This is a genomic window from Demequina mangrovi, assembly GCF_000759715.1.
Taxonomy (GTDB): Bacteria; Actinomycetota; Actinomycetes; order Actinomycetales; family Demequinaceae; genus Demequina; species Demequina mangrovi.
In genome coordinates, this window is the sequence record NZ_BBLU01000014.1 from 22,151 (window position 1) to 45,126 (window position 22,976).

The window sequence follows — 22,976 nt, forward strand, 5'->3', positions numbered from 1 at the left end:
CCCAACGTTCCGCCCCCGAGGGGCGTTCTTCCAGCATGGGACGGATGCCGATGGTGGCGATGGTCGCGGTGCTGGGAGCGCTGGTCCTCGGGACGCTGCTCAGCGCGTGCGCGGTGCCGGGCTCGCCTGCGGAGCAGATCGGGCCGACGGGCTTCGACGACACGATCGACCTCGGCATTCCCGGCGCGTTGATCGGGACCGTCGGTGGTGTCGAGGGCTACCCGGCCTGCCACAACGAGTCGATCACCTACGACGGCACCACCTGGTACCCGTTCCTGCCGGAGAACCTCGCGGACTTCCCCGAGGTCGTGGCGCTCGCCTCGACCGGCGGCGGCCTGGGCGGAGGGACGATGCGCATCGTCCTGCCCGCGGTCGTCGCGCCGGGGCCGGGCGACGACGTGGGAACGCTCAGCGTCTACGAGGGCGGCTTCGCGTACTGGATCTCCGATTCCGGCGATCTCGAGACCTGGCTCACCGACCGGGAGCTCAGCTACCCCTGGATCTGCTGAGCCGCTACGCGTGGCTCTCGGTCTGGAGCTCGCGCTTCTGGACCACGGCGACGGACGGCACGCCCCAGCCGCGCCGGAGCGAGAGCGTCCGCAGCACGAGGATGACGAGCAGCGGGACCCAGAACACCACCTCGGCGGGCGCGCCGGCAGCCCAGAGCGCCCAGAGCGCGAACGCTCCGCCGAGAGCCGCGGTCGCGTAGAGCTGGCCGTTCCAGAACACCTCGGGTACCTGCGCCGCGAACAGGTCGCGAAGGATGCCGCCGCCCACGCCGTTGACCACGCCCACGATCATCGCGGCCACGGGGCTCGCGCCGGCATCCAGCGCGATGCCGGTGCCGATGACGACGAAGATCGCGAGCCCGGCCGCATCGGAGTGCTCGACGATGCGGTGACGCGCGAGGGCGCCCAGGTCGCGGCGGCGCGCGAAGGGCGCGATCGCGAGGGCTGTGGCGATCGCCACGAGCACCAGCGTGGGGTTCTCGATCCAGAAGACGGGCTGGCGCAGCAGGAGGTCGCGCATCGTCCCGCCGCCGACGGCGACGAGGCCCGCGAGGACCACCGCGCCCACGAGGTCCATGCGGCGACGGCTCGCGGCGACCGCGCCCGAGATCGCGAACGCGACAGTCCCGAGGTACTCGAGCACCATGCGCAGGGTCCCCAGCGCGTGCGTGAGGATCACGTCGGGATCGACGACGGCGACAAGGGTGTGCATGAGGGGCTCCGTTCGGGGGACGGTCAAGCGTAAGCGCCCCGAAGGGTCCGCTTCGCGCCTCTGTGCACCCCGTCGCGCCGGTAGACTTCGGCGCATGGCCACGATCCTCGTCCACGTCATGCCCAAGCCCGAGATCCTCGACCCGCAGGGCAAGGCCGTCGGCGCCGCCCTGCCGCGTCTCGGCTTCGACGGCATCTCCCAGGTCCGTCAGGGCAAGCGCTTCGAGCTCACCGTCGACGGCGAGGTCACCGACGAGGTGCTCGCCAACGTCCGCAAGGCGGCCGAGACGCTGCTGAGCAACCCCGTGATCGAGGACGTCGTCCAGGTCAAGGTGGTCCGCGAGGGCGGCTGCGGCTGCGGCGGCCACGGCCACGGCGCGGGCAAGGCCGAGAAGGACCTGCTCGCGTGACCGCGCGCATCGGCGTCGTCACCTTCCCGGGGACGCTCGACGACCGTGACGCCTCCCGGGCCGTGCGGCTCGCCGGTGCCGAGGCCGTGGAGCTGTTCCACGCGGACGCGGACCTCAAGGACGTCGACGCCGTGGTGCTCCCCGGCGGCTTCTCCTACGGCGACTACCTCCGCGCCGGCGCGATCAGCCGCTTCGCGCCCATCATGGACAAGGTCGTCGACGCCGCGAACGGCGGCATGCCCGTGCTGGGCATCTGCAACGGCTTCCAGGTGCTGACCGAGGTCCACCTGCTGCCCGGCTCGATGATCAAGAACGAGCACCTGCACTTCATCTGCCGCGACCAGACGCTGCGCGTCGAGAACGCGGAGACCTCCTGGACCACCGAGTACCAGGACGGCGAGGAGATCGTCATCCCGCTGAAGAACCAGGACGGCCAGTACGTCGCGGACGACTACACGCTCGACCAGCTCGAGGCCGAGGGTCGCGTCGCGTTCCGCTACGTCGGCTGGAACCCCAACGGCTCGCGCCGCGACATCGCCGGCATCACCAACGAGCGTGGCAACGTCGTGGGCCTCATGCCTCACCCCGAGCACGCGGTCGAGGCAGGCTTCGGTCCCGACTCGCGCGAGAGCGGCCGCATGGGCACCGACGGGCTCGCGTTCTTCACGTCCGCGATCAAGGGCCTGCTCGCCACCGCCTAGCGGTGCGATGCGCCCCGTGGGGCGCTGACGACGGTTCTCGGAGCTCCTGGCGCCCTGCGGGGCATCCGACGACGCAGGGAGGGGACGATGCAGCGCGCCCAGGTGATCGCAACGCTCGCCGTCGCGGTGGCGAGGGCCGCATCGTCCGCCACCCGTCCGCTCCGGGTCGGGATCGACGGCGCCGACGGCGCCGGCAAGACGACCACGCGCCTCGCGCTCGCCGTGGAGCTGCGCCTCCGGGGCGCCCATGTGATCGAGGCGAGCCTCGACGACTTCCACCACCCGCGCGTGCACCGCTACCGGCAGGGGCGCGACTCGTGGCGCGGCTACACCGACGACGCCTTCGACCTCGCTCGCGTCCGCCGCGACCTGCTCGACCCGCTCGGCCCCGGGGGCGACCGCCGCTTCCGTGCCAAGGCGCACGACCTCGCCACCGACCGCGAGCTCGACGAACCGTGGGCGCACGCGACGCCCGGTGCGATCCTGCTGCTCGACGGCGTGATGCTCCAGCGGCCCGAGCTGGCCGACGCGCTCGACCTCGTGATCTACCTCGACGCCTCCGAGGCGGAGCGCTGCCGGCGCCTCGCCGAGCGCGACGGAGCCGACCCCGATCCCGAGGCGCCCGCGAACGTGCGGTACACCCTCGCGCATCGTCATTACCAGGCGTTCTGTCGCCCTCGGGAGCGCGCGCACCTCGTGGTCGGCACCGAGGACCTCGCGGCGCCGACGATTCTGAGAGGATCGCCCTCATGATCACCGAGTCCGTCGTGCTGACCGTGAAGCCCGGCCACGAGGCTCCGTACGAGCGCGCGTTCCGTGCGGCGTCCTTCATCATCGCGCGCCAGCGTGGCTACCTCGGCCACTCCCTCAAGCGCGGCATGGAGGACCCCTCGACGTACCTGCTGACCGTCGAGTGGGAGACCCTCGAGGACCACGAGGAGGGCTTCCGCGGCAGCGCCGACTACCAGGAGTGGCGCGCGCTGCTCCACCCCTTCTACGACGCCCTGCCGTCCGTCCCGCACTACGGCGAGGACCTCGCCGCGTCCGCCGCCGCGTGGGCCGACGCGCCCGATCCCGCGGACGAGGACGCTCTCGCCCGCTTCTGGGAGCGCTGCCGCGCCGAGGTGCCGGGCCTCCCGGAGGCGCGGCCCGAGGCGTGGGCGTTCGGCGCGACCCGTGCGCACGCGGACGTCCTGCTCGAGCTGGTGCTCGCCGGCGTGAAGACCGGCACGGCGGGCGCGCTGTGGGAGTACGAGGCGGACGGCGACCCCGTCCCCGAGGTCGGCGAGCTCAGCATCATCCTCGACGCGGACGGTGCCCCGCAGGCGCTGATCGAGACCACGGACGTGAGCATCGTGCCGTTCGACCGCGTCGACGCGGACCATGCGGCGTCCGAGGGCGAGGGCGACCGCACGCTCGAGCATTGGCGCGAGGTCCACGGGCGCTTCTGGCGCACCTACGCGCGGATGGCGCACCCCTTCGCGGCCGACATGCCGGTCGTGTGCGAGCGCTTCCGGCTGGTCCTCGCCGCCGGGGCGCCGCGCCCCTGAGGCGCCCGGCTCAGCGCGCCGCGGGAGCGAGCCGCCGCGAGCGGCCCAGCAGCACGATGCCGCCCGTGCAGATTGCGAGCGCGAGGGTCATCGCGTTGCCCAGATAGACGTCGCCGGTCGGCGTCACGGTCGCGACCAGCGCCGCGCCGGCCGCCCATGCCCAGCGCTCCTCGCGCACCAGCACGACGGCGGCCGCGGAGCAGGCGAGCCCCACCGCGAGGCACGCTCCGACGAGGAGCCGCTCGCCCGCCTCGAGCCCGGTCCACGCCTCGGCGGCGAACCACGCGGACGTCCCCGCGAGCGCGACCATGCTCAGCACGGCCAGCACCATCGACGAGCGCGCGAGCGAGGCGATCATGCGCGCGACCCTACTCGCGCATCGTGCCCGCTACAAGGCTCGTGCGCCGCTACGGGCGGACGGGTGCCGCGGCATCGTGCCCGACCACCGTCGCCCAGGGGAGGACGCGCCAGCTCGAGGCGATGCCGTGCAGCACGTACGGGTCCGAGGCCGCGTGCGTCGAGGCGAGCGCGACCGGGTCGTCGCCCATGAAGATCATCACGCCCGTATAGGGGCCCTCGCCGGCGGCGCCGCCGAGCAGCATGTCGCCTCGCTCGACGGCCGCACACGCGTAGGCGAGGTGCTCGCGGCGGTAGGGGAGACGTGCGGTGAGGTGGTCGTCGCCGAAGTCGTACTCGAGCAGCGCGTGCATGGGTGCCTCCTGAGCCTTCAGAGCGCGATCCGACGGGTCAGCCGCTCCCGGAGCTCGGCGAGCGCGACGAAGGTCGTGTGGTTGAAGTCCGCGCCCAGCTGGTTGGGGATGGTGACGAGCAGCGTGTCCGCCGCCATCACCGCATCGTCCTCGCGCAGCTCCCGCTCGAGCTTGTCGAGGCCCCCCACGTAGGTCTTCCCGAAGGTCGACATGGTGTTGTCGATCTCGCCGATGTGGTCGCGGTTACCCCCCATGAGGTCGCGCTCGAGGTACGGGTGGAAGTAGGTGTTGGAGAGGTCGTCGACGATCGGCATGATGCTGCGCGACACCGAGACCCGCGGGTTCCCGGGGTGTCCGGCCTCGCGCCACGCCGCGCGGTACTCGCCGATCTGGCGGGCCTGCACCACGCCGAGCGGCTCCCCGGTGGCCTCGAGCACCAGGGTCGAGGACATGAGGTGCATGCCGAGCTCGCCGGTCCGTCGCGCGGAGTCGATGCCGCCCGCGCCGTACCAGACGCGGTCGGACAGGCCGGGGCTGTGCGGCTGGATCGGCAGCAGCCCGCCCTCGGGCACGTGCGCCTGCGGGCCGGGCTTCGCGATGCCGATCCCGTCGACGGCCTCGCGGAACACCTCGATCCGGGAGGCGGCGTCCTCGACGGGGGTCACGCCCCACGCGAGCGGATAGCCGAAGGCCGCGGGTCCGTCCGCGGCCGGCTCGGGGCTGCCCCTCGACACCCCGAGCTGGAGCCGACCCCCCGCGATGAGGTCGACCGTCGCGGCCGCCTCGGCCATGTACAGCGGGTTCTCGTAACGCATGTTGATGACGCCGGTGCCCAGCTCGATCCGCGAGGTCCGGGCCGCCATGGCCGCGAGCAGAGGGAACGGCGAGGACACGCACTGCTCGAAGTGGTGGACGCGGATCCAAGCGCCGTCGAGCCCCGCGTCCTCGGCGGCCTCCGCGAGGCCGATGGTGTCGACCATCGCATCGTTCGCGGTGCGCACCTTCGAGCCGGGCGCGCCTGACCACCATCCGAACGACAGGAACCCGATGTTGCGCATCCCGCCTCCTCGTCGTCGCGCCGCCGCTCAGACCATCTTCGCGCCAGGGCCGCGGCATGTCGCGGCCAAAAAAGCGCGGGGCGTCGGGTCGGGGCGCAGGGGCGGGCGGTGGCTAGCCTGTCGCCATGATCACCATCCGCAGGGTCGAGCCCGACGATGCCGATGCCCACGCGCTCTGGGCCGAGCAGCAGGCCGACCTCGCGCTGCGCTACGACAGCCCCGACCTGGTGCTCGAGACGTCGTTCCCGACGCTGGTGGCCTCGCTCGTCGGCTACGCGGGCGACGGCGAGCCGGTCGCGAGCATCGTCCTGCGCTGGTCCCCGTACCCCACGGGTGCGGGCTCGCTCGAGCTCAAGCGGCTGTGGGTGCGTCCCGCGCACCGGGGGCACGGGCACTCCAAGGTGATGATGGGCGCCGCGGAGGCCATCGCGCGCAAGGCCGGCGCGACGCGCATCGTGCTGGAGACCGGGACCGAGCAGCCCGAGGCGCTCGCGCTGTACGACCGGCTCGGCTACGCGCGCATCGAGAGCTACGGCGAGTACAAGGACGAGCCCGACTCCATCTGCTACGGCCTCGACCTCCCGGTGCGCGTGCTCGTGCTCACCGGACCGATGGGCGCGGGCAAGACCGCGGTCGCCGAGGCCGCGCACACGGCGCTCGCGCTGCGCGGGGCCCGCACCGCCTTCGTCGACGCGGACACGCTGTGCGAGGCGTACCCCTCCCCGCCGGACGACATGGTGAACCAGACGCTCCTCATGGAATGCCTCGCGGCGCTCGCGCCGGTGCATCGCCGCCACGGGTACGGGCTCCTCGTGATCCCGCGCATCCTCGAGGACCCCGCGGACCGCGGCGCCCTCGCGCACGCGCTCGCGGGCCCCTCGGGTCCCGCCGAGGTGAGCGTGGTGCGGGTCGACGCGCCCGTCGAGGAGCGCGTGGCCCGCCTGCGCCGCCGCGAGACCTCCACGCGCTGGCTCGAGTGGGCCGTCCCCCGCACCGCGGAGCAGGGCGACGAGCTCGAGGCGCTCGCGATCGAGGACGCCACGGTCGACAACAGCGGGCGCACGCCGGAGGAGTCCGCCGCCGAGGCGCTCGACGCGGTCGGCTGGTGAGCGCGCTCCTCATCCATGGCGGACGGCCGTGGTCGGACGGCGCCTTCCTGCCTGGGGACGCCGTGCTGGTGGTCGACGGGCGGATCGCGGCCGTCGGCGAGCGTGCCGCGCTCGCGGCCCGGGACGATGCGGCGGGGGCCGAGGCGATCGACGCCGCCGGCGGCCTGGTCCACCCGAGCTTCGCGGACGCCCACGTGCACGCGGCGATGGCGGGGATCGAGGCGCTCGGGCTCGACCTCAGCGGCGCGCACGGCGCGACGGCATGCCTCGCGGCGGTGGCCGCGTACGCCGCGACGCACGACGGGCCGTGGATCGTCGGCGGCGGCTGGCACATGTCCGACTACGCGGGCGGCGCCCCGACCGCCGAGGCGCTCGATGCCGTGACCGGCGACGTCCCGGCCTTCCTCGTCAACGCCGACCACCACGGCGCCTGGGTCAACACCGCGGCGCTCCGCGCTGCGGGCATCTCGGCGGCGACCCCGGATCCCGCGGACGGGCGTCTCGAGCGCGACGGCGACGGCAACCCGACGGGGACGCTCCACGAGGGCGCGATGGCGCTGGTCGAGCGGCACCTCCCGTCCGTGACGCCGGATGCGGCCCGGGCCGGCCTGGCGGCGGCGGCGCGGACGATGCTGGGTCTCGGCGTGACCGCGTGGCAGGAGGCGATCCTCGGCGAGTACGGCGGTCACAGCGATGCGAGCCCCGCCTACCGCGCGCTGATCGCCGAGGGTGCGCTCGCGGCGCGCGTGTCCGGCGCGCTCTGGGTGCCGCGTGATCTCATGCTCGAGGCGGTGCCCGACCTCGTGGCCGCCTTCGCGAGGCGACGTGCGGCGAACGCCGCCGCGGGCTTCGACACGTCCACCGCGAAGATCATGGTCGACGGCGTCGCGGAGAACCTCACCGCAGCGATGCACGAGCCGTACCTCGCGCCCGGCTGCGACTGCGGCGCGGGCGGGTCCGGGAGCGGCGAGCGTGGGATCGCGTACTTCTCGGTCGAGGTCCTGCGCGCCGTCTCCGCCGCGCTCGCGGCCGAGGGCTTCGCGCTGCACTTCCACGCGATCGGCGACCGCGCGGTGACGGACGCGCTCGACGCGGTCGAGGCCGTCCCCGCGCCCGATCGGAACCGCCGTCGCCACCACGTGGCGCACGTCCAGGTGGTCGACCCCGCCGACGTGCCGCGCTTCGCGGCGCTGGGCGTGACGGTCAACGCGCAGGCGCTGTGGGCCCGCAACGCGCCGCAGATGACCGAGCTCACCGCCCCGATCCTCGGCGAGCGGCGCTCGGGCTGGCAGTACCCGTTCGGCTCGTTCCTGCGCGCCGGCGCCGCGCTCGCGATGGGCTCGGACTGGCCGGTCTCGACCCCCGATCCGTGGCAGGCGATCCATACCGCGGTGACGCGGCGGGAGCCGGGCTCGGAGGCTCCGCCGCTGAACCCGGGGGAGGCGCTGACGCTCGCCGAGGCGCTCCGCGCCTACACCGCGGGCTCGCACCGGCTGCTCGGGCTCGAGGGCTCCGGCGTGCTCGAGGTCGGCGCGCGGGCGGACCTGTGCGTGGCGTCGCGCGACCCGTTCTCGGGCCGCTCGGAGGACATCGCGCGCACGCGCACGGCGGTGACCGTGCTCGGCGGCGAGGTGGTCGTGCGCGGCTAGAGGTCCTCGTCCTCGCACGAGTCCCCGGTGGGCATCACGCGGTAGCCGTGCTCGTCGTGCTCGACCTGGCTGATGATGCCGTTGTCGTAGAGCACCAGGAGGTCCTCGACCGTGGCGGGCGCCGCCGCGTCCTCGGGCACGATGCTGAAGAGGACCTGTGCCGTGACGCCTGGCTCGATCACCGCGTCGGCGGGTGCAACGAGCCGTTCGATCACCTCCTCGGTGTGCTCCCAGGCGTTGGTCGCGGGCCACGACATGGTCCCCACCGCCTGGTCGAGCCCCACCCCTTCGACGTCGACCGCGGCGGTGATCGAGCCGACGTTCGTGCCCGAGGCCCGCACCTCGGTGAGCGTGATCGCCTCGTCGCCCTCGTTGGTGAGCATCGAGCCGAAGTAGCGGGTGGTGCCCGGCTCGGGACCGGCGCTGCAGATCATGGGTGTGCCGCTGTAGCCTCCCGTGCGATCGCCGACGAGCGGTCCGCCCGCGTACGGCGCGCAGCCGGCGAGCGTCGCCGCGCACGCGATCCCGGCCGCGCCCGCCGCCACCGTGCTTCGCCGCATCGTTCCTGCTCTCCTCCGGGCTCCTGAGGGCAACGTAGCGCCGCGGTCCGCAGGAGCGCGCGCCCCCACTTGTGGGGTCGCGTCAGTCGGCGAGCGCGAACCTCACGGCCGCCTGGGCGTGCAGCGCAAGCGCGTCGAGGTACGGCACGTCGACGTCGTCCGCGGTCATGACCATCGGGATCTCGGTGCAGCCCGCGACGATGCCCTGCGCGCCTGCATCGAGCAGCTCCAGGGCGGCGGTCCGCATGAGGGTGCGGCCCGCATCGTCCACGATGCCCCGGGCGAGCCGCGCGTAGATGAGGTCGTGGACCTCGGCCAGGCGCTGCTCCTCCGGGACGAGCGCCTCGATGCCGCCCGCCGCGAGGCGCTCGCGGTAGAACGGCATGCGCATGGTGAAGCCCGTGCCGAGCAGCGCGACCCGCGCGATCCCGGCGGCGCGCGCCGCGGCGGCGACCTCGTCGACGATGTGGATGACCGGGACGCCCGCGGCCGCCGCCACCTGGTCGGCGACGAGGTGCATGGTGTTCGCGCAGATGAGGATCGCCTCGGCGCCGCCGTCGACCAGCCATCGGGCGTCCGCGCCGAAGCGGGCCGCCAGCCCGTCCCAGTCGCCCTCGGCCTGCGCGCGCTCGACCGCGCCCCATTCGTAGTGCCGGATCGCGAGGTCGGCGCTGGACCCGGGCAGCGCGCGGGCGACGCCCTCGTGGAGGAGCCGCTCGTACTCGAGCGTCGAGTGCCAGGTGATCCCTCCGAGGAGGCCGATGCGGCGGGGTGCGGTGCGCATGGCCCCGACGCTACGGGCCGGGCGCGGGGCCACGGAAGGGACCCTTGGCCCCGGCCGCGCGTCCGAACATTCCTTTACGCTGTAACCATGCAGATCGGCGAGCTTGCCGCCCGGGGCGGCGTCACGGCGAAGACCGTGCGGTACTACGAGAGCATCGGGCTGCTCGACGCGCCCGAGCGGCGCGCCAACGGCTATCGCGAGTACGGGGAGACGGCGCTCGAGCGCCTGCGCTTCATCCGCGACGCGCAGGCCTCGGGCATGACCCTCGCGGAGACCGGCGACATCCTCCACATGAAGGACCGCGGGGAGAGCACGTGCGAGCACTCGCGCGCGGCCCTCGGCCGTCACCTCGCTGACATCGACGCGCAGATCGCGAGCCTTCTCGCCGCCAAGGCCGAGCTCACCGCGCTCGCCCGCCGCGCGGACGCGCTCGACCCCTCCGAGTGCACCGATCCCAACCGCTGTCAGGTGCTCGCCCTTGACCTTCCAGCCCACGGGAAGGCCTAGCGTGGCGTCATGAGCACCGAGACCACCCCCGCCGGCGTGCCCGGGACGCCGGTCGACGGCACCCCCGCCGCCCCCGAGGCCGCCGCCCCCGATCAGTCCGCCCCGATCGAGCTCTCCGTCGGCGGCATGACGTGCGCGGGCTGCGCGTCCGGCATCCAGCGCGGGCTCGCGGCGCTGCCCGGCGTCGAGGGCGCCGACGTCAACATCGCCACCCGACGCGCGCGCGTCCTTCCCGACGGCTCGCTCGACGAGGACGAGCTCGAGGACATGATGCGCGCCGCGATCACCGGGCTGGGCTACCAGGTGCTCACGCGACGCGCGGGCGAGGGCGTGGACGCCGACGGCGACGCCGCGCATCGTCCCTCCGCGGACCCGCTCGACGCCCGCGCGGACGAGGCCGAGGCCCAGGCCCGCAACGACGCCCGTCGCATCGCGGGCTACCGGCTCCGCTTCCTGGTCGCCGCCGGGCTGTCGATCCCGGTGATGCTGGTCTCGATGATCCCCGCGCTGCACTTCGCGGGATGGGCCTGGGTGGTCGGCGCGCTCGCGACGCCGGTGGTGTGGTGGGCCGGATGGCCGTTCCACGTCTCCGCCGTGAAGAGCCTCCGTCACGGCACCACCACGATGGACACGCTCGTCAGCCTCGGCACCGCGGTGGCCTGGGGGTGGTCCGTCGCGACGCTCCTCGCGGGCGACCTGGGCCACGTGTACTTCGAGACGGGCGCCGTCATCGTCACCCTGATCCTGCTGGGGAAGTGGCTCGAGGTGCGCTCGACGGCGCACGCGGGCGACGCGATCCGCGCCCTCAGCGCGCGCCAGAGCGCGACCGTGGTGCTCGAGGACGGCACCGGGATCCCGCGCACGGAGCTCGGCGTCGGCATGCGCTTCCTCGCGCGCCCCGGCGAGGCGATCGCGACCGACGGCATCGTCGTCGACGGCGCCGCGGCCGTCGACGCGAGCCTCGTCACCGGCGAGCCCGTGCCTGTGGCGGCCGGGCCGGGCGTCGAGGTGGTCGGCGGCACCGTCGCGACCGACGGCGCGCTCACCGTCGAGGCCACCCGCGTGGGCGAGGAGACGATGCTCGCGCAGGTCGCCCGCATGGTCGACGAGGCGCAGTCGGGCCGGGCCCGCGTCCAGCGTCTCGCGGACCGCATCGCCGCGATCTTCGTGCCCGCGGTGGTCGCGATCGCCGCGCTCACCGCATCGGCCTGGCTCATCTGGACCGGCGACGGTGCGGCCGCCGTCACGGCCGCCGTCGCCGTGCTCATCATCAGCTGCCCGTGCGCGCTCGGGCTGGCGACGCCGCTCGCGATCATGGTCGGCACGGGCCGCGGGGCGCAGCTCGGCATCCTCGTGCGCGGGCCGCAGGCGCTCGAGGACGCGCGCCGGCTCGAGACCGTGGTGCTCGACAAGACCGGCACCGTCACCGAGGGGCGCATGTCCGTCGAGGCGTGGCACGCCCCCGGGCTGTCGGACGATGCGGCGGGGCTCCTGCTCGACGCCGCCGCCTCGGTCGAGGCCCGCTCCGAGCACCCGGTCGGGCGGGCGATCGCGGAGTCCCGGGAGGGGCGGATCCCGCTCAAGGGCTTCCGTTCGTCGCCCGGTCAGGGCGTCACGGCCACAGTGCAGCGCGCGGGTGCGGACGGCGCCCACGCCGACGTCACCGTCGGCTCCCGGCGCCTCTTCGACGAGGTCCCCGAGGAGATCGCCGCGTGGGCGTCCGCGCGGGAGGGACGGGGCGAGACCGTCGTCTACGTCGGCCGTGCGGCCGTGCTCGGCGGCGGGCTGCTCGGGGGCGCCGCGGCGTCGACCCGCGCGCCGCTGCGCGCCGAGGCCGCGATCGCGGTGCGCGACCAGGTGAAGGACTCCGCTCCCGAGGCCGTCGCCGCGCTCCGCGGCATGGGCGTCGACGTGGTGCTGCTCACGGGCGACAACGCCCGCGCGGCCGGCGCCGTGGGGGAGGAGCTCGGCATCGAGCGCGTCATCGCCGAGGTGCTCCCCGGCGACAAGGAGGACGTGATCCGCTCGCTCCAGGCCGGCGGGCGCCGCGTCGCGATGGTGGGCGACGGCGTGAACGATGCGCCCGCGCTCGCCCGCGCCGACCTGGGCCTCGCGATCGGCACCGGTGCCGACGTGGCGCGCGAGGCCTCCGACCTCACCATCGTCTCGGGCGACCCGCGCGCCGCCGCCGACGCGATCGCGCTGTCGCGGCGGACCTACGCGACCATCCGTGGCAACCTCGTGTGGGCCTTCGCGTACAACGTCGCGGCGATCCCGCTCGCGGCGTTCGGCGTGCTGGACCCGATGATCGCCGCGGCGGCGATGGGGGCGTCGAGCCTCTTCGTCGTGGGCAACTCGCTGCGGCTCAGGGGCTTCAGGGGCCTGCGCGGCTGAATCGGTCCGCTCGCGCTCCCCACCGCAAGTGGTAGGCAGTGGTCGGTTTTCGCGGATTCGCGCCTCGCACCGGTAGGTCAGTGTCGGTGGGGCGTTGCGAGCGACCATCAGCCACCACTCTGGTATCGCGACCTGCCGAAACCGACACTCACCTACCACTTGCGATGGGGGCGGGCGGGCGGGGTCCGGTCAGGCCGAGGCGACGCGGATCAGCGCCCGACGATCGACCAGGCCAGCGCCGAGCGCGCGGAGGTCACGCGCCCCGCGGCCTCGGCCGCCCGGCTCGAGACCATCCCGTCGCTGTGCGCAGCGACCAGCAGCGCGAGCTGGGCCCGCTGCAGCTTGTGGAGGTCGCGCGCGGCCATCCGGCCGTGCCGCTCGCGCATCTCCGCGCGGGCGTGGCGGCGCCGGTTGCGCGTCGCGAGGCCCTCGAAGTCGGCCGGACTCACCAGGTGATCGGGCACCGTGACGCGCGCGGTCCGCGCGAAGATCGCGCGCTCGCGGCTGTGGCTCACATGGAGCGTCGTGAGCAGGACCGCGACGATCGGCACGCCCTTGATCAGCGCCGAGCTCACCTGCGTCCCGTGGATCACGGGGGAGTTGAGGAACGCGTGGAGCGCCATCGCGGCGCCGAGCGACCCGAGCGTGACCGCCCAACGCTGCACCGCCGGCGCGACCGACACGAAGAAGAACGCGATGCCGGCGCCCGCCACCGCCGAGAACGCCGCATGGCTCCACAGCCCGGCGACGATGCCCCGCAGCACGAACATCTGGGTCACCGTGTCCATGGCGTCGCCCGCGAGAGCCGCCGTGCGCGCGGTGTAGAGGAAGCCCTCGACCACCTGGAACCCGAGGCCGATCATGCCGCCGTAGAACGCGCCGTCGGCGACCGTCCTGATGCGCGCGCCGGGGATCAGCGCGAGCGCCACCACCCCGAGCGCCTTGAGGGGCTCCTCGACCAACGGCGCCGCGACCGCCGACAGCCACAGCGAGTCCTCGCCCAGGCGCGTCGCGACGATGGAGTGCATGGCCGGGCCCGCGACGTGGGAGACGCCGACCGCGACGATCGCGCCCCACAGCAGCGAGCCGGCGACGTTGAGGATCCTGCGTCTCTCGAACAGCTCGAACAGATAGACGGCGGAGGCGAAGGCGATGCCGTAGACGGCCCACACCGCGGCGGCGTAGACGCCCGAGGCCGGGTTCGCCAGCAGAGACTCGAGCACCAGGGGCGCGACCTGGGTGAAGGCGGCCAGCGTGAGCATCACCATGGTCCAGAAGACCCACGAGCGACCGTCGACGAACGTGGGCGTGCGCGGGCGCAGCGGGCGCATCCCGAGCTCGGCGGCGCCGCTCATGCCGGCTCCTCCGGGAACACCAGGGAGCGGAGCACCAGCTGCGCCGATGCCGACGTGGACTCCCAGCCGGCCTGCGGCGTGGTGAGCAGCGCCACCACCTCGGACGAGCCGTTCGACACCACCCACGCCTGGCCGCTGCGAAGCGGGTCCTGCAGCGCGACGGTCACCGCATCGTCCCCGGCATCGGTCTCGAACGCGCGAGGCGACGGGAGGACGGCGATCTCGCCGGGGCCCTGAGCCACCCACTCGTCGATGACCGCCTCGATGGTCTGGGCGGGGTGCTGCTCGGCCGGGTGCGGCTCGCTGATGACGAGGACCGCGCCGGACTGCGCGAGCGTGGTGTAGCCGGGGGCGCCCTCGGTGACGGTCCAGTCCTCGGAGACAGCGACGGTCGCGTCGCCGCCGATGGCGACCACGAGCGGCGGCGTGGGCTCCGACAGGGCGCGCGCGATGCCCGGGAGCACCACGGCGTAGGCGAGCGCGATCGCCAGCACCAGGGCCGCCCCGGCGAGCGAGCCCCGCCCGACGAGGCGCAGCGCGAGCGGCTGCGTGGTGCCCGCCGGTGCCGCGTCAGCGGCCGAGGATGCGCCGCTGCTCATGGCTGCGACGCTAACACGGGGGTCCGCCGCGGACCCGGGTGCCGGTCAGATCGCGTCGAGGGCGCGCGCGAGGTCCTCGCGCAGGTCCTCGACGTCCTCGAGACCGATGCTGAGGCGGATGGTCGCGTCGGACATCCCGACCCTCGCGCGGCGCTCGGGCCCGATCTTCCGGTGCGTGGTGGTCGCCGGATGCGTCGCGATCGACTTCGCGTCGCCCAGGTTGTTCGAGATCGCGACCACCTGCAGCGCGTCGAGGAAGCGGAAGGCCGCGGCCTTGGCCTCGGGGCCGTGGGGGTCGGTCCCCTCGGGCAGCGCGATGTCGATGGTGACGAGCGTGCCGCCGAGCGTCATCTGCGCCTTCGCGCGCTCGTGCTGCGGGTGCGAGGGCAGCAGCGGGTAGCGGGCGACGGCGACCTTGGGGTGCGCGTCGAGCCAGCCGGCGAGGTCGAGGGCCGATGCGGCCTGCGCCTTGACGCGCACCGCGAGCGTCTCGAGCGACTTGCCGAGCACCCAGGCGTTGAACGGGGACATGGTCGCGCCCATGGTGCGGACCATCTGGCGGACCTTGTCGACGTACTCCTTGCCGCCGAGCACCGCTCCGCCGAGCACGCGGCCCTGCCCGTCGATGTGCTTGGTCGCGGAGTACACGACGGCGTCCGCGCCCAGCTCGAGCGGCTTCTGACCCAGCGGCGTCGCGAAGACGTTGTCGACGATGAACAGAGCGCCCGCCTCCTTGGCGCGCGCCGCGACGAAAGGCACGTCGACCACGTCCTGCATGGGGTTGGTGGGCGACTCGCAGTACACCGCGGTGGCGGGCTCGGCGAGCGCGCGCTCCCAGTCCTCGTTGACGTGGCCGTCGACGTAGTCGACGCGGATGCCCCAGTTCGCGAAGTACTCGTCGAACGTGGTGATCGAGGTGCCGAACAGCGCGCGCGACGCCACGAGGCGGTCGCCCTGGCGCAGGATCGACGCCATCGACACGAACACCGCCGCCATGCCCGTCGCGGTGGCGAAGCAGTCCTCGGCACCCTCGATCGCGGCGAGGCGCTGCTCGAACATCGTCACCGTCGGGTTGGCGTAGCGCGAGTACTGGTAGCGGTCGATCTCGCCCGCGAACGCCGCTTCGGCCTCGGCGGCGGTGGGGTAGACGTAGCCCTGCGTCATGTAGAGGGGCTCTGCCATCTCGTCGAACGGCGAGCGCGTGTGGCCGGCGTGGACGGCGAGGGTGTCGGGACGGAGCTGCGGGGCGTCTGCCGAGGTCATGCGCCCAGGCTACCGGCGCGTGCGGGGCCAGCCGGGTGCGTCCCGGCACCTTCCCGGCGCGGCGTGCGCGCCGAGCCGCGCGAGCGGGCTCAGGAGACCCGGCGCAGCGGCGGGTAGCCGGGGTGACGCGGGCGCACGGAGCCGCGGTCGACGTAGGTCGGCGGGAGCAGGACCACGCGCGGCTCGCGGTTCCCGCCGTCGATCGCGTCGATCAGCATGTCGACCGCGGCGGTGCACGACGCGTGGGCGTCGAGCGGCATCGTGTCGAACGGCACCGGGAAGTCCTCCGTGGAAAACGTGACGCCGGCGGCGATCACCGAGACCTCGCGCGGTACGGTGAGCCGGTGCGCGCGCAGCGCGGTGGAGAGGGACGATGCGACGTCGGCCCCGGTGTTGAGCACCACGGCGTCGAGGTCGGGGAGGCTGTGCAGCAGGTGGTTCACGCTCTCGAGGGCGTCGTGGCCCTTGGGGTGCACCACCGCGTGGCGGACGCGGCGCCGCGCGCACTGCGCGACGAAGGCGCGCAGGAAGCGGTGGATGAAGTTCGAGCCCCGATCGAGCGGCGCCATGCGGTGCGAGATGAGCCCGATCTCACGGTGACCGCTCGCGGCCAGCCTGTCGACGGCCCGGCGCGCCGCCTCCTCGAAGTCGAGGTCGACGCACATGAGCCCCTCGGTGTCCGCCGGGATGCCCACGAAGACCGAGGGGCAGTCGAGCTCGCGCGCGAGCCGCGCGCGGGCATCGTCCTCGTCGACGTCGAGGATCACGATGCCGTCGGCGAGCTGCGTCGACGCGGACCGCTGCATCCCGTCGAGCGCGTCGTCGTCGACCAGCAGCAGGGTGTCGTAGCCGCGGGTGCGGGCGGTCTTGGTCGCCTCCATCGCGAACGCGCGGTGCGTCGCGTCGTCGGTGTCGGGGTGGACGGGCTCGCTCACCGCGACGATGTGGGAGCGCTGCGCCGCGAGCATCTGCGCGCTCGCGTGCGGGCGGTACCCGAGCGCCTCGGCGGTGGCGAGGACCCGGTCCCGGGTGTCCGCCTTGATCGAGCGCTTGCCGCTCATCGCGTACGAGACGGTGCTGATGGAGACGCCCGCGGCCTCCGCGACGTCGACGATCGTGGCCATCTCCGCTCCTTCGATGCCGGTGGCGGCCGTCGGGCCGGAGCGCGCTGCGGCATGTCCGCTTTCGAAGCGCTTCGACGACAACCTGGTGCTTCGAAGTTAAGGACCGCGACGCAACAAAGCAAGAGCACGCGGACATCTCTGACGCACGGGTCGCCGAAATCCGATGTCCCGCGCGGAGGCGGGGCGGGTCAGCCCTGCTGCCAGGGGAGGCCGGCGCCCTTCCAGCCCTGCCAGCCGCGGTGGCCGTCGCCGTCGGTCGCGCCCTCGAAGCCCTCGAGCACGTTGTAGGCCGGGCCCAGGCCCGCGGCGGTGGCGGCCTCGGCGGCGCTGATCGAGCGCGCGCCCGAGCGGCACAGGAACACGATGGGCTGGCCGGGCTCGACGCCGGTGGCCTTGAGCTGGTCGAGGAAGCCCGCGTTGCGGGACATCGCGGGGTACTGGACCCACTCGATGAGCGCGGCCTTCTTGTCGAGGCTCGACGCGTCCGGGACCCCCACGAAGCGCCACTCGGCCTCGGTGCGGACGTCGACCAGGATCGCGCCGGGCTCGTCCTCGAGCAGCTTCCAGGCCTCGTGCGGCGTCAGGTCTCCGGCGTAGGTCACGTGTCCTCCCTCGGGTTCGGTCCGGTCAGTCTAGGGGTGCGTGCGTCGCGCGGATATGCAAGCCCGGGCTTGCATGCAAGTCGACGCTTGCCTATTCTCGGAGCTGTGGCAGACGTGTACGACGCCCTTGCCGCGCCCGCCAGGCGCGCGATCCTCGACGTGCTCACGGTCCGTGACGACCAGAGCCTGTTCGAGATCACCACGCGGCTGCTGGGGGATCACGGCATCTCCCTCACGCGCCAGGCCGTCTCGCAGCACCTCGCGGTGCTCGAGGAGGCGGGGCTCGTGTCCTCGCGACGTCACGGTCGCACCCGCCTCCACACCCTCGATACCGGGCCGCTGCGCGAGATCGCGCGCCGCTGGCCCACGAAGGAGTCCTCATGATCCGCATCCACCTCGCCAGCGTCTTCGTCGACGACCAGGCCAAGGCGCTCGACTTCTACACGCGCGTCCTCGGCCTCGAGCCGCGCCAGGACATCGACATGGGCGACGGCAACCGCTGGCTCACCGTCGGCAACCCGGGCGCGCCGGGAGTCGAGCTGCTGCTCGAGCCCTCCGCCCACCCCGCCGTCGGACCGTTCCGCGACGCCCTCGTCGGCGACGGCATCCCTGCGACCCAGCTCGCGGTCGACGACCTCGACGCCGAGCACGAGCGCCTCACCGGGCTCGGCGTGACCTTCGTGCAGCCGCCCATGGACTTCGGACCCGTCGCCGTCGCGGTGATCGACGACACGGTCGGCAACCTCATCCAGCTCGCGCAGCTCAAGGGCTGAGCCGGGCGGTACGTCCGCGTGCTGCATGGGTGACAGATTCGGGCGTGATCTGACGCTCATGCAGCAGCGGGACGCGCATCGCGGCGCTCAGCGAGCGAGGCGCGCGGCCTCCTGCGGGGAGCGCGCGTCCACCCCGCGTGCCGCGAACAGCGCCGCGACACCGACGCCCACGGCGCCCGCGGCGACGATGCCGAGCGCGGCGACCAGCGAGCGTCCGCTCTCGACCGTCAGCGTCTCCCACGAGGGCACGCCGGGCCCGGGGGCGAGCGCCTCCATCGCCTCGAGCAGCGCCGAGGCGCTCAGCCCGAGGGCGGCGCCGGCCAGCAGCCCGAGCGTCATCGGAGCGGCCACGCGCGCGATCGCGGCGATCTGGCGCCCGTGACGGTCGAGGCCGAGGGCGCCGGTGGTGGCAGCCTCGCGCAGCGCCCGTCCGCGTCCCATCCACTCGGCGAGCCCCACGACCAGGCCGCCCGCCGCGATGAGGACCGCGCCGCCGAGCCACCACGGGAGCAGCTCGGACACCACACGGTCCCACGTCGCGACGGCGGCGTCGCCGTCCGATGGCACCGTGATCGCGGTCTGCGCGGCGAACACCGTGAGGGGTGCGGAGAGCAGCAGCGCGGTCGCCGCGGGGAACGTCCCGCCGGTCCGGTGCCGCAGCGAGTCGGCGGCGAGCAGGAGCGAGGGTCTGCGGGTCGCCTCGAGGAGCCGTGCCATCGGTGTCACCGCGGCCCGCAGCGCGACGATCGCGAGTGCGATCGCGGCACCCGCGGCGACCAGCCAGGCCGTGTTCACCGTCAGCTCCCAGAGGCGGCTCTCGGGAAGCAGCGTCAGCGCATCGGCCGACGCGACGGCGAGGGCGGCCAGGCATGTCACGGCGAGCGCGGCGGGCGACGCCTTCCGGCCGGCGCGCTCGGTCCGCAGGTCGAGCGGACCCGTGGGCTTGAGGGCCGCGCTCGGCTCGACGCGCGTCGCCCATCGTGCAGGTGCCAGCGAGATCACCAGCGCGATCACCACCGCCAGGCTGAGCAGCACCGGCACGAGGGGCCAGGGAAGCACGGCGACGGAGGGGCCGTAGAGAGGGTCGCTGGCGAGATGGGTGCCGGCCACGGGCACGGTCGCGGCGGCCCAGCCGATCGCCAGTCCTGCGGCGCCCGCCGCGAGCCCGCGGACCACGCCCTCCAGCGCCGCCGCCCGGAGCAGGTCCTCACGCGTCGCCCCGAGCGCCCTCGCGGTCGCGACCCAGCGAGTGCGCTCCTCGCCCTGCGCGCGGCCCGCGGCGAGCGCTGCGGCGACTGCGGTGACCGCGAGCAGGATCGCGCCGCCGACCGCGAGGTTCACGGACGTCGGAACGTCCCACACGAAGCCGGACGTCTCGTCCGTGCCCCACTCCGCGTCGCTCAACGCCGGCACGTCGGCGCCGTCCCAGCGCACTTGCGCGTAGTACGGCGCGGTACGGGTGCCGTCCTCGGACACCATCGCCTGGATGCTCAGCCGTGCGAGCGTCGGCATGTCCTCGGGGGCGGCGAAGAGCATCGGCTCGCGCCAGTACGGGTCCGGATCGACGCGCGTCAGCCCCGAGACCTCGACGGAGACCGGCTCGGCCGCGGGGACGCCGTCGCGCGCGAGGCCCGTGAGCGTGAGAGCGTCGCCGATGTCGACCTCGAGCTCTTCGGCGAGCGTCGCCGGCAGCGCGATCTGCCCGGAGGCGGGTGAGGCGCCCTGGTAGAGCAGCGTCTGCGGGATGCCGCTCACCGGCGACTCGACGAACACGACGCTATCGAAGCCGCGGATCCGCACATCGGTCGACAGCATGGTGAGCGGATCGACGCCCAGCGCCTCGGCTTCCTCAACCGCCGAGGCGAGCGCCTCGGGCGTCGTGTCGTGCCAGCCGCCGTCCCAGGGCTCGCCGTCGAGGAACCCCTGACCGTCGGTCCAGAGAGAGAACTCGGCCGAGTGCTCGCGGTCGTAGCCGAAGGCCTCCCACACGACCGCGTCCGCGGCCTCGCGCGTGGCCCACGACGCCGCGGCGAACGTCGCCAGCGCGACGGCCAGCGTCACCAGCACCCCCGCCGTCAGCGTGTACCGGCGCTGCGCGCGCCACTGCTCGCGCAGCAGCGCGCCCGTCAGCCCCCCGAAGATCCCCCGCATGGCGGCCACGCTAGCGGCGGCTCCGCGGCGCGCGCATCGTCCCCGCGCATCGTCCCCGGGTGATACCCAGGTATGACGCGCTCAGCCCTGCTCGGGGTGCGGCTTGCCCGGGGTCACGGGCGGGAGCGCGGACCACGGGAAGGTGATCCACAGGTCGGTGCGCTTCCACACGTAGTCGGGGTCGATGACCGAGTGCGACTTCGCGTAGAGCACCACGGTGCGGACCTCGCCCGCGTGCTGCTCCATGAGCGACTTCACGAGGGCGAGGGTCTCGCCGGTGTCCGCGACGTCGTCGGCGATGAGGACGCGCAGGCCCTTCATCGCGTCGGTGTCGAGCAGCGGCGGCAGCAGCACGGGCGCGGGGAGGCGCTCGTCGATGCCGGTGTAGAACTCGACGTTGAGCGTGCCGACGCCCTTGGTGCCGAGCGCGTAGGAGATCGCGCCGCCCACCGGCAGGCCGCCGCGCGCGACCGCGACCACCACGTCGGGCTCGTAGCCCGAGTCGACGACCATCTGCGCGAGCTCGCGCGATGCGTCGCCGTATCCCTGCCAGGTGAGGATCTCGCGCTCGGGGGTCTCGGTCATGGTGGCTCCTTCCGGTGAGGGAAGGCTACCCGCGTCGCGCGGGTCGCGACGCGGCTAGCCTGACCCGATGGGCTTCTTCACCTCCGAGGGCGACGAGCGGCGCTTCTACGAGTCTGAGGCGTGGTTCCAGGCCTGGCTCGCCGCCAGCCCCAAGAGCGCCGAGCACCTCGCGACGCGGCTGCGCAAGGCGACCGGTCACGACCTCCAGTTCACCGCCGCCGAGCTGCGCCCCACCATCGACTGGGTGACGCGGGACCTGCGCCGCGACCGGTCGGCGGTGAAGCCCGACTGGGCGTACCGCTCGGAGCTGGGGCGCGAGCTCACGATGCACGGGTCGGCGCTCATCGACGGGCTGCTCGTCTACGTCGGCGGGCTCGCGGACCAGCATCGTCCGCTGTCGTGGGGGCTCGACAAGCGCGAGGCGTCGCCCACGTACCTCGACCCGGTGCTCGGGCCGGGCGGCCCGCCGGTCGAGATGCTGCCGCACGCGGTGGCCGCGATGGGGCACGGTCGCGCGGCCTGGGACGTGGTCGAGGAGGTGCTGCGATGGTTCGACACCGAGGGCGAGCTCTCCTACGCCGACTTCGACACGCCCCCCGACGTGCGTGAGTCCTTCCAGCCCAAGGGCGGCCTGCTGCGCAAGGTCGAGCGCCCGAGCGAGCTGCCGCGCACCCCCGCGTCCGAGGCCCTCGGCCCGACGGGCGACGACGACCCGGGCCTGGTCGTGAACGATGCGGGTCCCGGCCACGCGCCCGGCACCCCCTCCGACGCCACGCATCACGCGATCGTCATGCTCGCCGCCGGCGCGATCGACGAGCCGGCGCTGCTGCGCTTCCTCCGCGGCTGCGACGCCGCCCCCGGCATCCAGCGCGTCGCGTTCCGCAGCCACCACGTGCTCGAGGTCTGGGCGCCCGGGCTGCTGACCGTCGAGGTCCTCGCGGCGCTGCGCGTGGTCGCGCGCAGCGAGCTGCCCTCGCGTGCGGACGATGCGCCGCTCACCGAGGACGACCGGCGCGGGCTCCTGCTGCGCGCGCCGTTCCTCGAGCGGCTGGGGCAGCACGAGGACCTCGCGGTCGCCACGATCGAGGTGGGCGGCTTCGATGCGACCGTGACCGCGCAGACGCCGTGGCTCGACGACTACACCCACACCGTCGCGCTGCACCCGCGCATCGTCGAGACGCTCACGGACGTGCGGATGCACGCGGTCGCGGACGCGCTGCAGGGCCTGCCCGGCGTCGAGCGCGTGCTGTGGGAGGACGCCGAAGGGGTGCATGTGCACGCGCCCGGGCTCGACCCGCAGGTGCTCGCGGACACGGTGGCGGCCGCCCTGCGCTGAGCGTTCTGGTGGACGCGCGGCTACCGCCGCGCCATGCTCGACCCATGCGCTCCTTGCGGATAGCAGGCTGGACGGCGATGACGGCGGCAGTGGTCGTCATCGCCTACTTCGGCCTGTGGGAGGCGCCGGCCCGCACTCCGACGCACGAGCTCGAGCTGCGCGGCGATCCGGTGGCGGTGGCGGAGGTCGCGGTCGAGACCCACGGCTGGTGGACGGTCTGCGTCACCGGGACGATTCCGGGCGGCGACGACATGGACGCGGAGCGGGTCGCGGTGGTGCTGCCGTCGACCTGGACAGCGCATGTGTCGGGCGTGCTCCCGCGCATCTTCCTCGTCGGGGTCGACACCGAGGTGCGCGACCGCGCCTCCGGCGCCGTGCTGCGCGACCAGTACGAGGCGACGGTCGAGGGGGTCGAGCTGGGCCTGTCCAACCCGGACGAGGCCGCCGTGATCGAGGCGTGGACCGACAGGTGCGGCGAGGCCGACGGCTACGTGGCGATGGTCCCCGCGACGTCCCTCGCCGAGTGAAACCCCTGG

Annotated in this window: 26 protein-coding genes; 13 read left to right on the forward strand and 13 right to left on the reverse strand. The window is 73.9% G+C overall.

From position 1 onward, the window contains the following. Positions 1-44: 44 nt before the first annotated feature. Complete coding sequence (locus TR42_RS10755) at positions 45-509, forward strand: hypothetical protein (protein WP_042215710.1); 465 nt, start codon at positions 45-47, stop codon at positions 507-509. Positions 510-513: 4 nt separating this feature from the next. Here TR42_RS10755 and TR42_RS10760 read toward each other — a convergent pair whose 3' ends face one another. Continuing rightward, positions 514-1,221 (reverse strand): trimeric intracellular cation channel family protein, encoded by a 708-nt coding sequence (locus TR42_RS10760; RefSeq protein ID WP_052405968.1) that lies wholly within the window; start codon positions 1,219-1,221, stop codon positions 514-516. 94 nt (positions 1,222-1,315) lie between these two features. On the opposite strand from TR42_RS10760, the gene purS reads away from it, so the two are divergent. The 4 genes from purS (at position 1,316) to TR42_RS15425 (ending at position 3,881) form a co-directional block, all read left to right on the forward strand. Further along, the gene (purS, locus tag TR42_RS10765) at positions 1,316-1,630 is read left to right on the forward strand and encodes a phosphoribosylformylglycinamidine synthase subunit PurS (RefSeq protein ID WP_081953345.1); all 315 of its coding nucleotides are present in this window, start codon (positions 1,316-1,318) and stop codon (positions 1,628-1,630) included. Further along, positions 1,627-2,331, forward strand: coding sequence for a phosphoribosylformylglycinamidine synthase subunit PurQ (purQ, locus tag TR42_RS10770; protein WP_236623430.1), 705 nt, complete (start codon positions 1,627-1,629; stop codon positions 2,329-2,331). Before purS ends, purQ begins: the two co-directional genes overlap by 4 nt. A gap of 87 nt (positions 2,332-2,418) precedes the next feature. Further along, on the forward strand, positions 2,419-3,084 hold the full coding sequence (locus TR42_RS10775; protein WP_042215713.1) for a nucleoside/nucleotide kinase family protein: 666 nt from the start codon (positions 2,419-2,421) through the stop codon (positions 3,082-3,084). Then, positions 3,081-3,881 carry an antibiotic biosynthesis monooxygenase gene (locus TR42_RS15425; protein WP_342341834.1) on the forward strand — a complete coding sequence of 267 codons (801 nt, stop codon included), beginning with the start codon at positions 3,081-3,083 and terminating at the stop codon, positions 3,879-3,881. Before TR42_RS10775 ends, TR42_RS15425 begins: the two co-directional genes overlap by 4 nt. A 10-nt stretch (positions 3,882-3,891) precedes the next feature. On the opposite strand, the gene TR42_RS10785 is transcribed toward TR42_RS15425, so the two are convergent. From TR42_RS10785 to TR42_RS10795, 3 genes are read right to left on the reverse strand one after another with little or no spacing between them, the layout of a single operon-like run. Next, positions 3,892-4,239: a hypothetical protein gene (locus tag TR42_RS10785; protein WP_042215715.1), complete on the reverse strand. Its 348-nt coding sequence runs from the start codon at positions 4,237-4,239 to the stop codon at positions 3,892-3,894. A gap of 49 nt (positions 4,240-4,288) precedes the next feature. Continuing rightward, complete coding sequence (locus TR42_RS10790; protein ID WP_042215717.1) at positions 4,289-4,591, reverse strand: YciI family protein; 303 nt, start codon at positions 4,589-4,591, stop codon at positions 4,289-4,291. A gap of 17 nt (positions 4,592-4,608) precedes the next feature. After that, positions 4,609-5,649 carry an LLM class flavin-dependent oxidoreductase gene (locus TR42_RS10795; protein WP_042215718.1) on the reverse strand — a complete coding sequence of 347 codons (1,041 nt, stop codon included), beginning with the start codon at positions 5,647-5,649 and terminating at the stop codon, positions 4,609-4,611. Positions 5,650-5,774: 125 nt separating this feature from the next. On the opposite strand from TR42_RS10795, the gene TR42_RS14390 reads away from it, so the two are divergent. Continuing rightward, a complete protein-coding gene (locus TR42_RS14390; protein WP_052405970.1) occupies positions 5,775-6,758 on the forward strand; it encodes a GNAT family N-acetyltransferase in 984 nt (327 codons plus the stop codon). Next, complete coding sequence (locus TR42_RS10805; RefSeq protein WP_042215721.1) at positions 6,755-8,407, forward strand: amidohydrolase; 1,653 nt, start codon at positions 6,755-6,757, stop codon at positions 8,405-8,407. Before TR42_RS14390 ends, TR42_RS10805 begins: the two co-directional genes overlap by 4 nt. On the opposite strand, the gene TR42_RS10810 is transcribed toward TR42_RS10805, so the two are convergent. After that, complete coding sequence (locus TR42_RS10810) at positions 8,404-8,967, reverse strand: hypothetical protein (RefSeq protein ID WP_143059011.1); 564 nt, start codon at positions 8,965-8,967, stop codon at positions 8,404-8,406. The genes TR42_RS10805 and TR42_RS10810 overlap by 4 nt on opposite strands. Before the next feature lie 82 nt (positions 8,968-9,049). Beyond that, the gene (locus tag TR42_RS10815; RefSeq protein ID WP_042215725.1) at positions 9,050-9,751 is read right to left on the reverse strand and encodes an aspartate/glutamate racemase family protein; all 702 of its coding nucleotides are present in this window, start codon (positions 9,749-9,751) and stop codon (positions 9,050-9,052) included. A gap of 87 nt (positions 9,752-9,838) precedes the next feature. On the opposite strand from TR42_RS10815, the gene TR42_RS10820 reads away from it, so the two are divergent. Both TR42_RS10820 and TR42_RS10825 read left to right on the forward strand, forming a co-directional pair. After that, a complete protein-coding gene (locus tag TR42_RS10820; protein WP_042215727.1) occupies positions 9,839-10,258 on the forward strand; it encodes a heavy metal-responsive transcriptional regulator in 420 nt (139 codons plus the stop codon). A gap of 9 nt (positions 10,259-10,267) precedes the next feature. Beyond that, positions 10,268-12,652 (forward strand): heavy metal translocating P-type ATPase, encoded by a 2,385-nt coding sequence (locus tag TR42_RS10825; RefSeq protein ID WP_042215729.1) that lies wholly within the window; start codon positions 10,268-10,270, stop codon positions 12,650-12,652. A 209-nt stretch (positions 12,653-12,861) separates the two neighbouring features. Here the strand turns inward: TR42_RS10825 and TR42_RS10830 are convergent, their stop codons facing one another. The 5 genes from TR42_RS10830 to TR42_RS10850 form a co-directional block, all read right to left on the reverse strand. Beyond that, positions 12,862-14,007, reverse strand: coding sequence for a PrsW family intramembrane metalloprotease (locus TR42_RS10830; RefSeq protein WP_042215730.1), 1,146 nt, complete (start codon positions 14,005-14,007; stop codon positions 12,862-12,864). Next, the gene (locus TR42_RS10835) at positions 14,004-14,606 is read right to left on the reverse strand and encodes a hypothetical protein (RefSeq protein ID WP_042215732.1); all 603 of its coding nucleotides are present in this window, start codon (positions 14,604-14,606) and stop codon (positions 14,004-14,006) included. The genes TR42_RS10830 and TR42_RS10835 overlap by 4 nt, the downstream gene beginning before the upstream one ends. Before the next feature lie 45 nt (positions 14,607-14,651). Further along, entirely contained in the window at positions 14,652-15,869 is a 1,218-nt protein-coding gene (metZ, locus tag TR42_RS10840; RefSeq protein ID WP_042215734.1) for an O-succinylhomoserine sulfhydrylase, read from the reverse strand. An 89-nt stretch (positions 15,870-15,958) separates the two neighbouring features. Further along, positions 15,959-16,993, reverse strand: coding sequence for a LacI family DNA-binding transcriptional regulator (locus TR42_RS10845; RefSeq protein WP_042215735.1), 1,035 nt, complete (start codon positions 16,991-16,993; stop codon positions 15,959-15,961). 188 nt (positions 16,994-17,181) lie between these two features. Continuing rightward, on the reverse strand, positions 17,182-17,595 hold the full coding sequence (locus TR42_RS10850) for a rhodanese-like domain-containing protein (protein ID WP_042215737.1): 414 nt from the start codon (positions 17,593-17,595) through the stop codon (positions 17,182-17,184). Positions 17,596-17,700: 105 nt separating this feature from the next. On the opposite strand from TR42_RS10850, the gene TR42_RS10855 reads away from it, so the two are divergent. Together TR42_RS10855 and TR42_RS10860 are read left to right on the forward strand one after the other, a co-directional pair. Beyond that, complete coding sequence (locus tag TR42_RS10855) at positions 17,701-17,979, forward strand: ArsR/SmtB family transcription factor (RefSeq protein WP_042215740.1); 279 nt, start codon at positions 17,701-17,703, stop codon at positions 17,977-17,979. Then, entirely contained in the window at positions 17,976-18,368 is a 393-nt protein-coding gene (locus TR42_RS10860; RefSeq protein ID WP_425305735.1) for a VOC family protein, read from the forward strand. The genes TR42_RS10855 and TR42_RS10860 overlap by 4 nt, the downstream gene beginning before the upstream one ends. 87 nt (positions 18,369-18,455) lie before the next feature. Here TR42_RS10860 and TR42_RS10865 read toward each other — a convergent pair whose 3' ends face one another. Together TR42_RS10865 and TR42_RS10870 are read right to left on the reverse strand one after the other, a co-directional pair. Continuing rightward, positions 18,456-20,519, reverse strand: coding sequence for an FtsX-like permease family protein (locus TR42_RS10865; RefSeq protein ID WP_143059012.1), 2,064 nt, complete (start codon positions 20,517-20,519; stop codon positions 18,456-18,458). 81 nt (positions 20,520-20,600) lie between these two features. Continuing rightward, complete coding sequence (locus TR42_RS10870) at positions 20,601-21,104, reverse strand: phosphoribosyltransferase (RefSeq protein ID WP_042215745.1); 504 nt, start codon at positions 21,102-21,104, stop codon at positions 20,601-20,603. 67 nt (positions 21,105-21,171) lie between these two features. Here TR42_RS10870 and TR42_RS10875 point away from each other — a divergent pair, with 67 nt between their 5' ends. Both TR42_RS10875 and TR42_RS10880 read left to right on the forward strand, forming a co-directional pair. Next, the gene (locus tag TR42_RS10875; protein WP_042215746.1) at positions 21,172-22,440 is read left to right on the forward strand and encodes a hypothetical protein; all 1,269 of its coding nucleotides are present in this window, start codon (positions 21,172-21,174) and stop codon (positions 22,438-22,440) included. 77 nt (positions 22,441-22,517) lie between these two features. Then, on the forward strand, positions 22,518-22,967 hold the full coding sequence (locus TR42_RS10880; protein WP_042215748.1) for a hypothetical protein: 450 nt from the start codon (positions 22,518-22,520) through the stop codon (positions 22,965-22,967). Positions 22,968-22,976 lie beyond the last annotated feature (9 nt).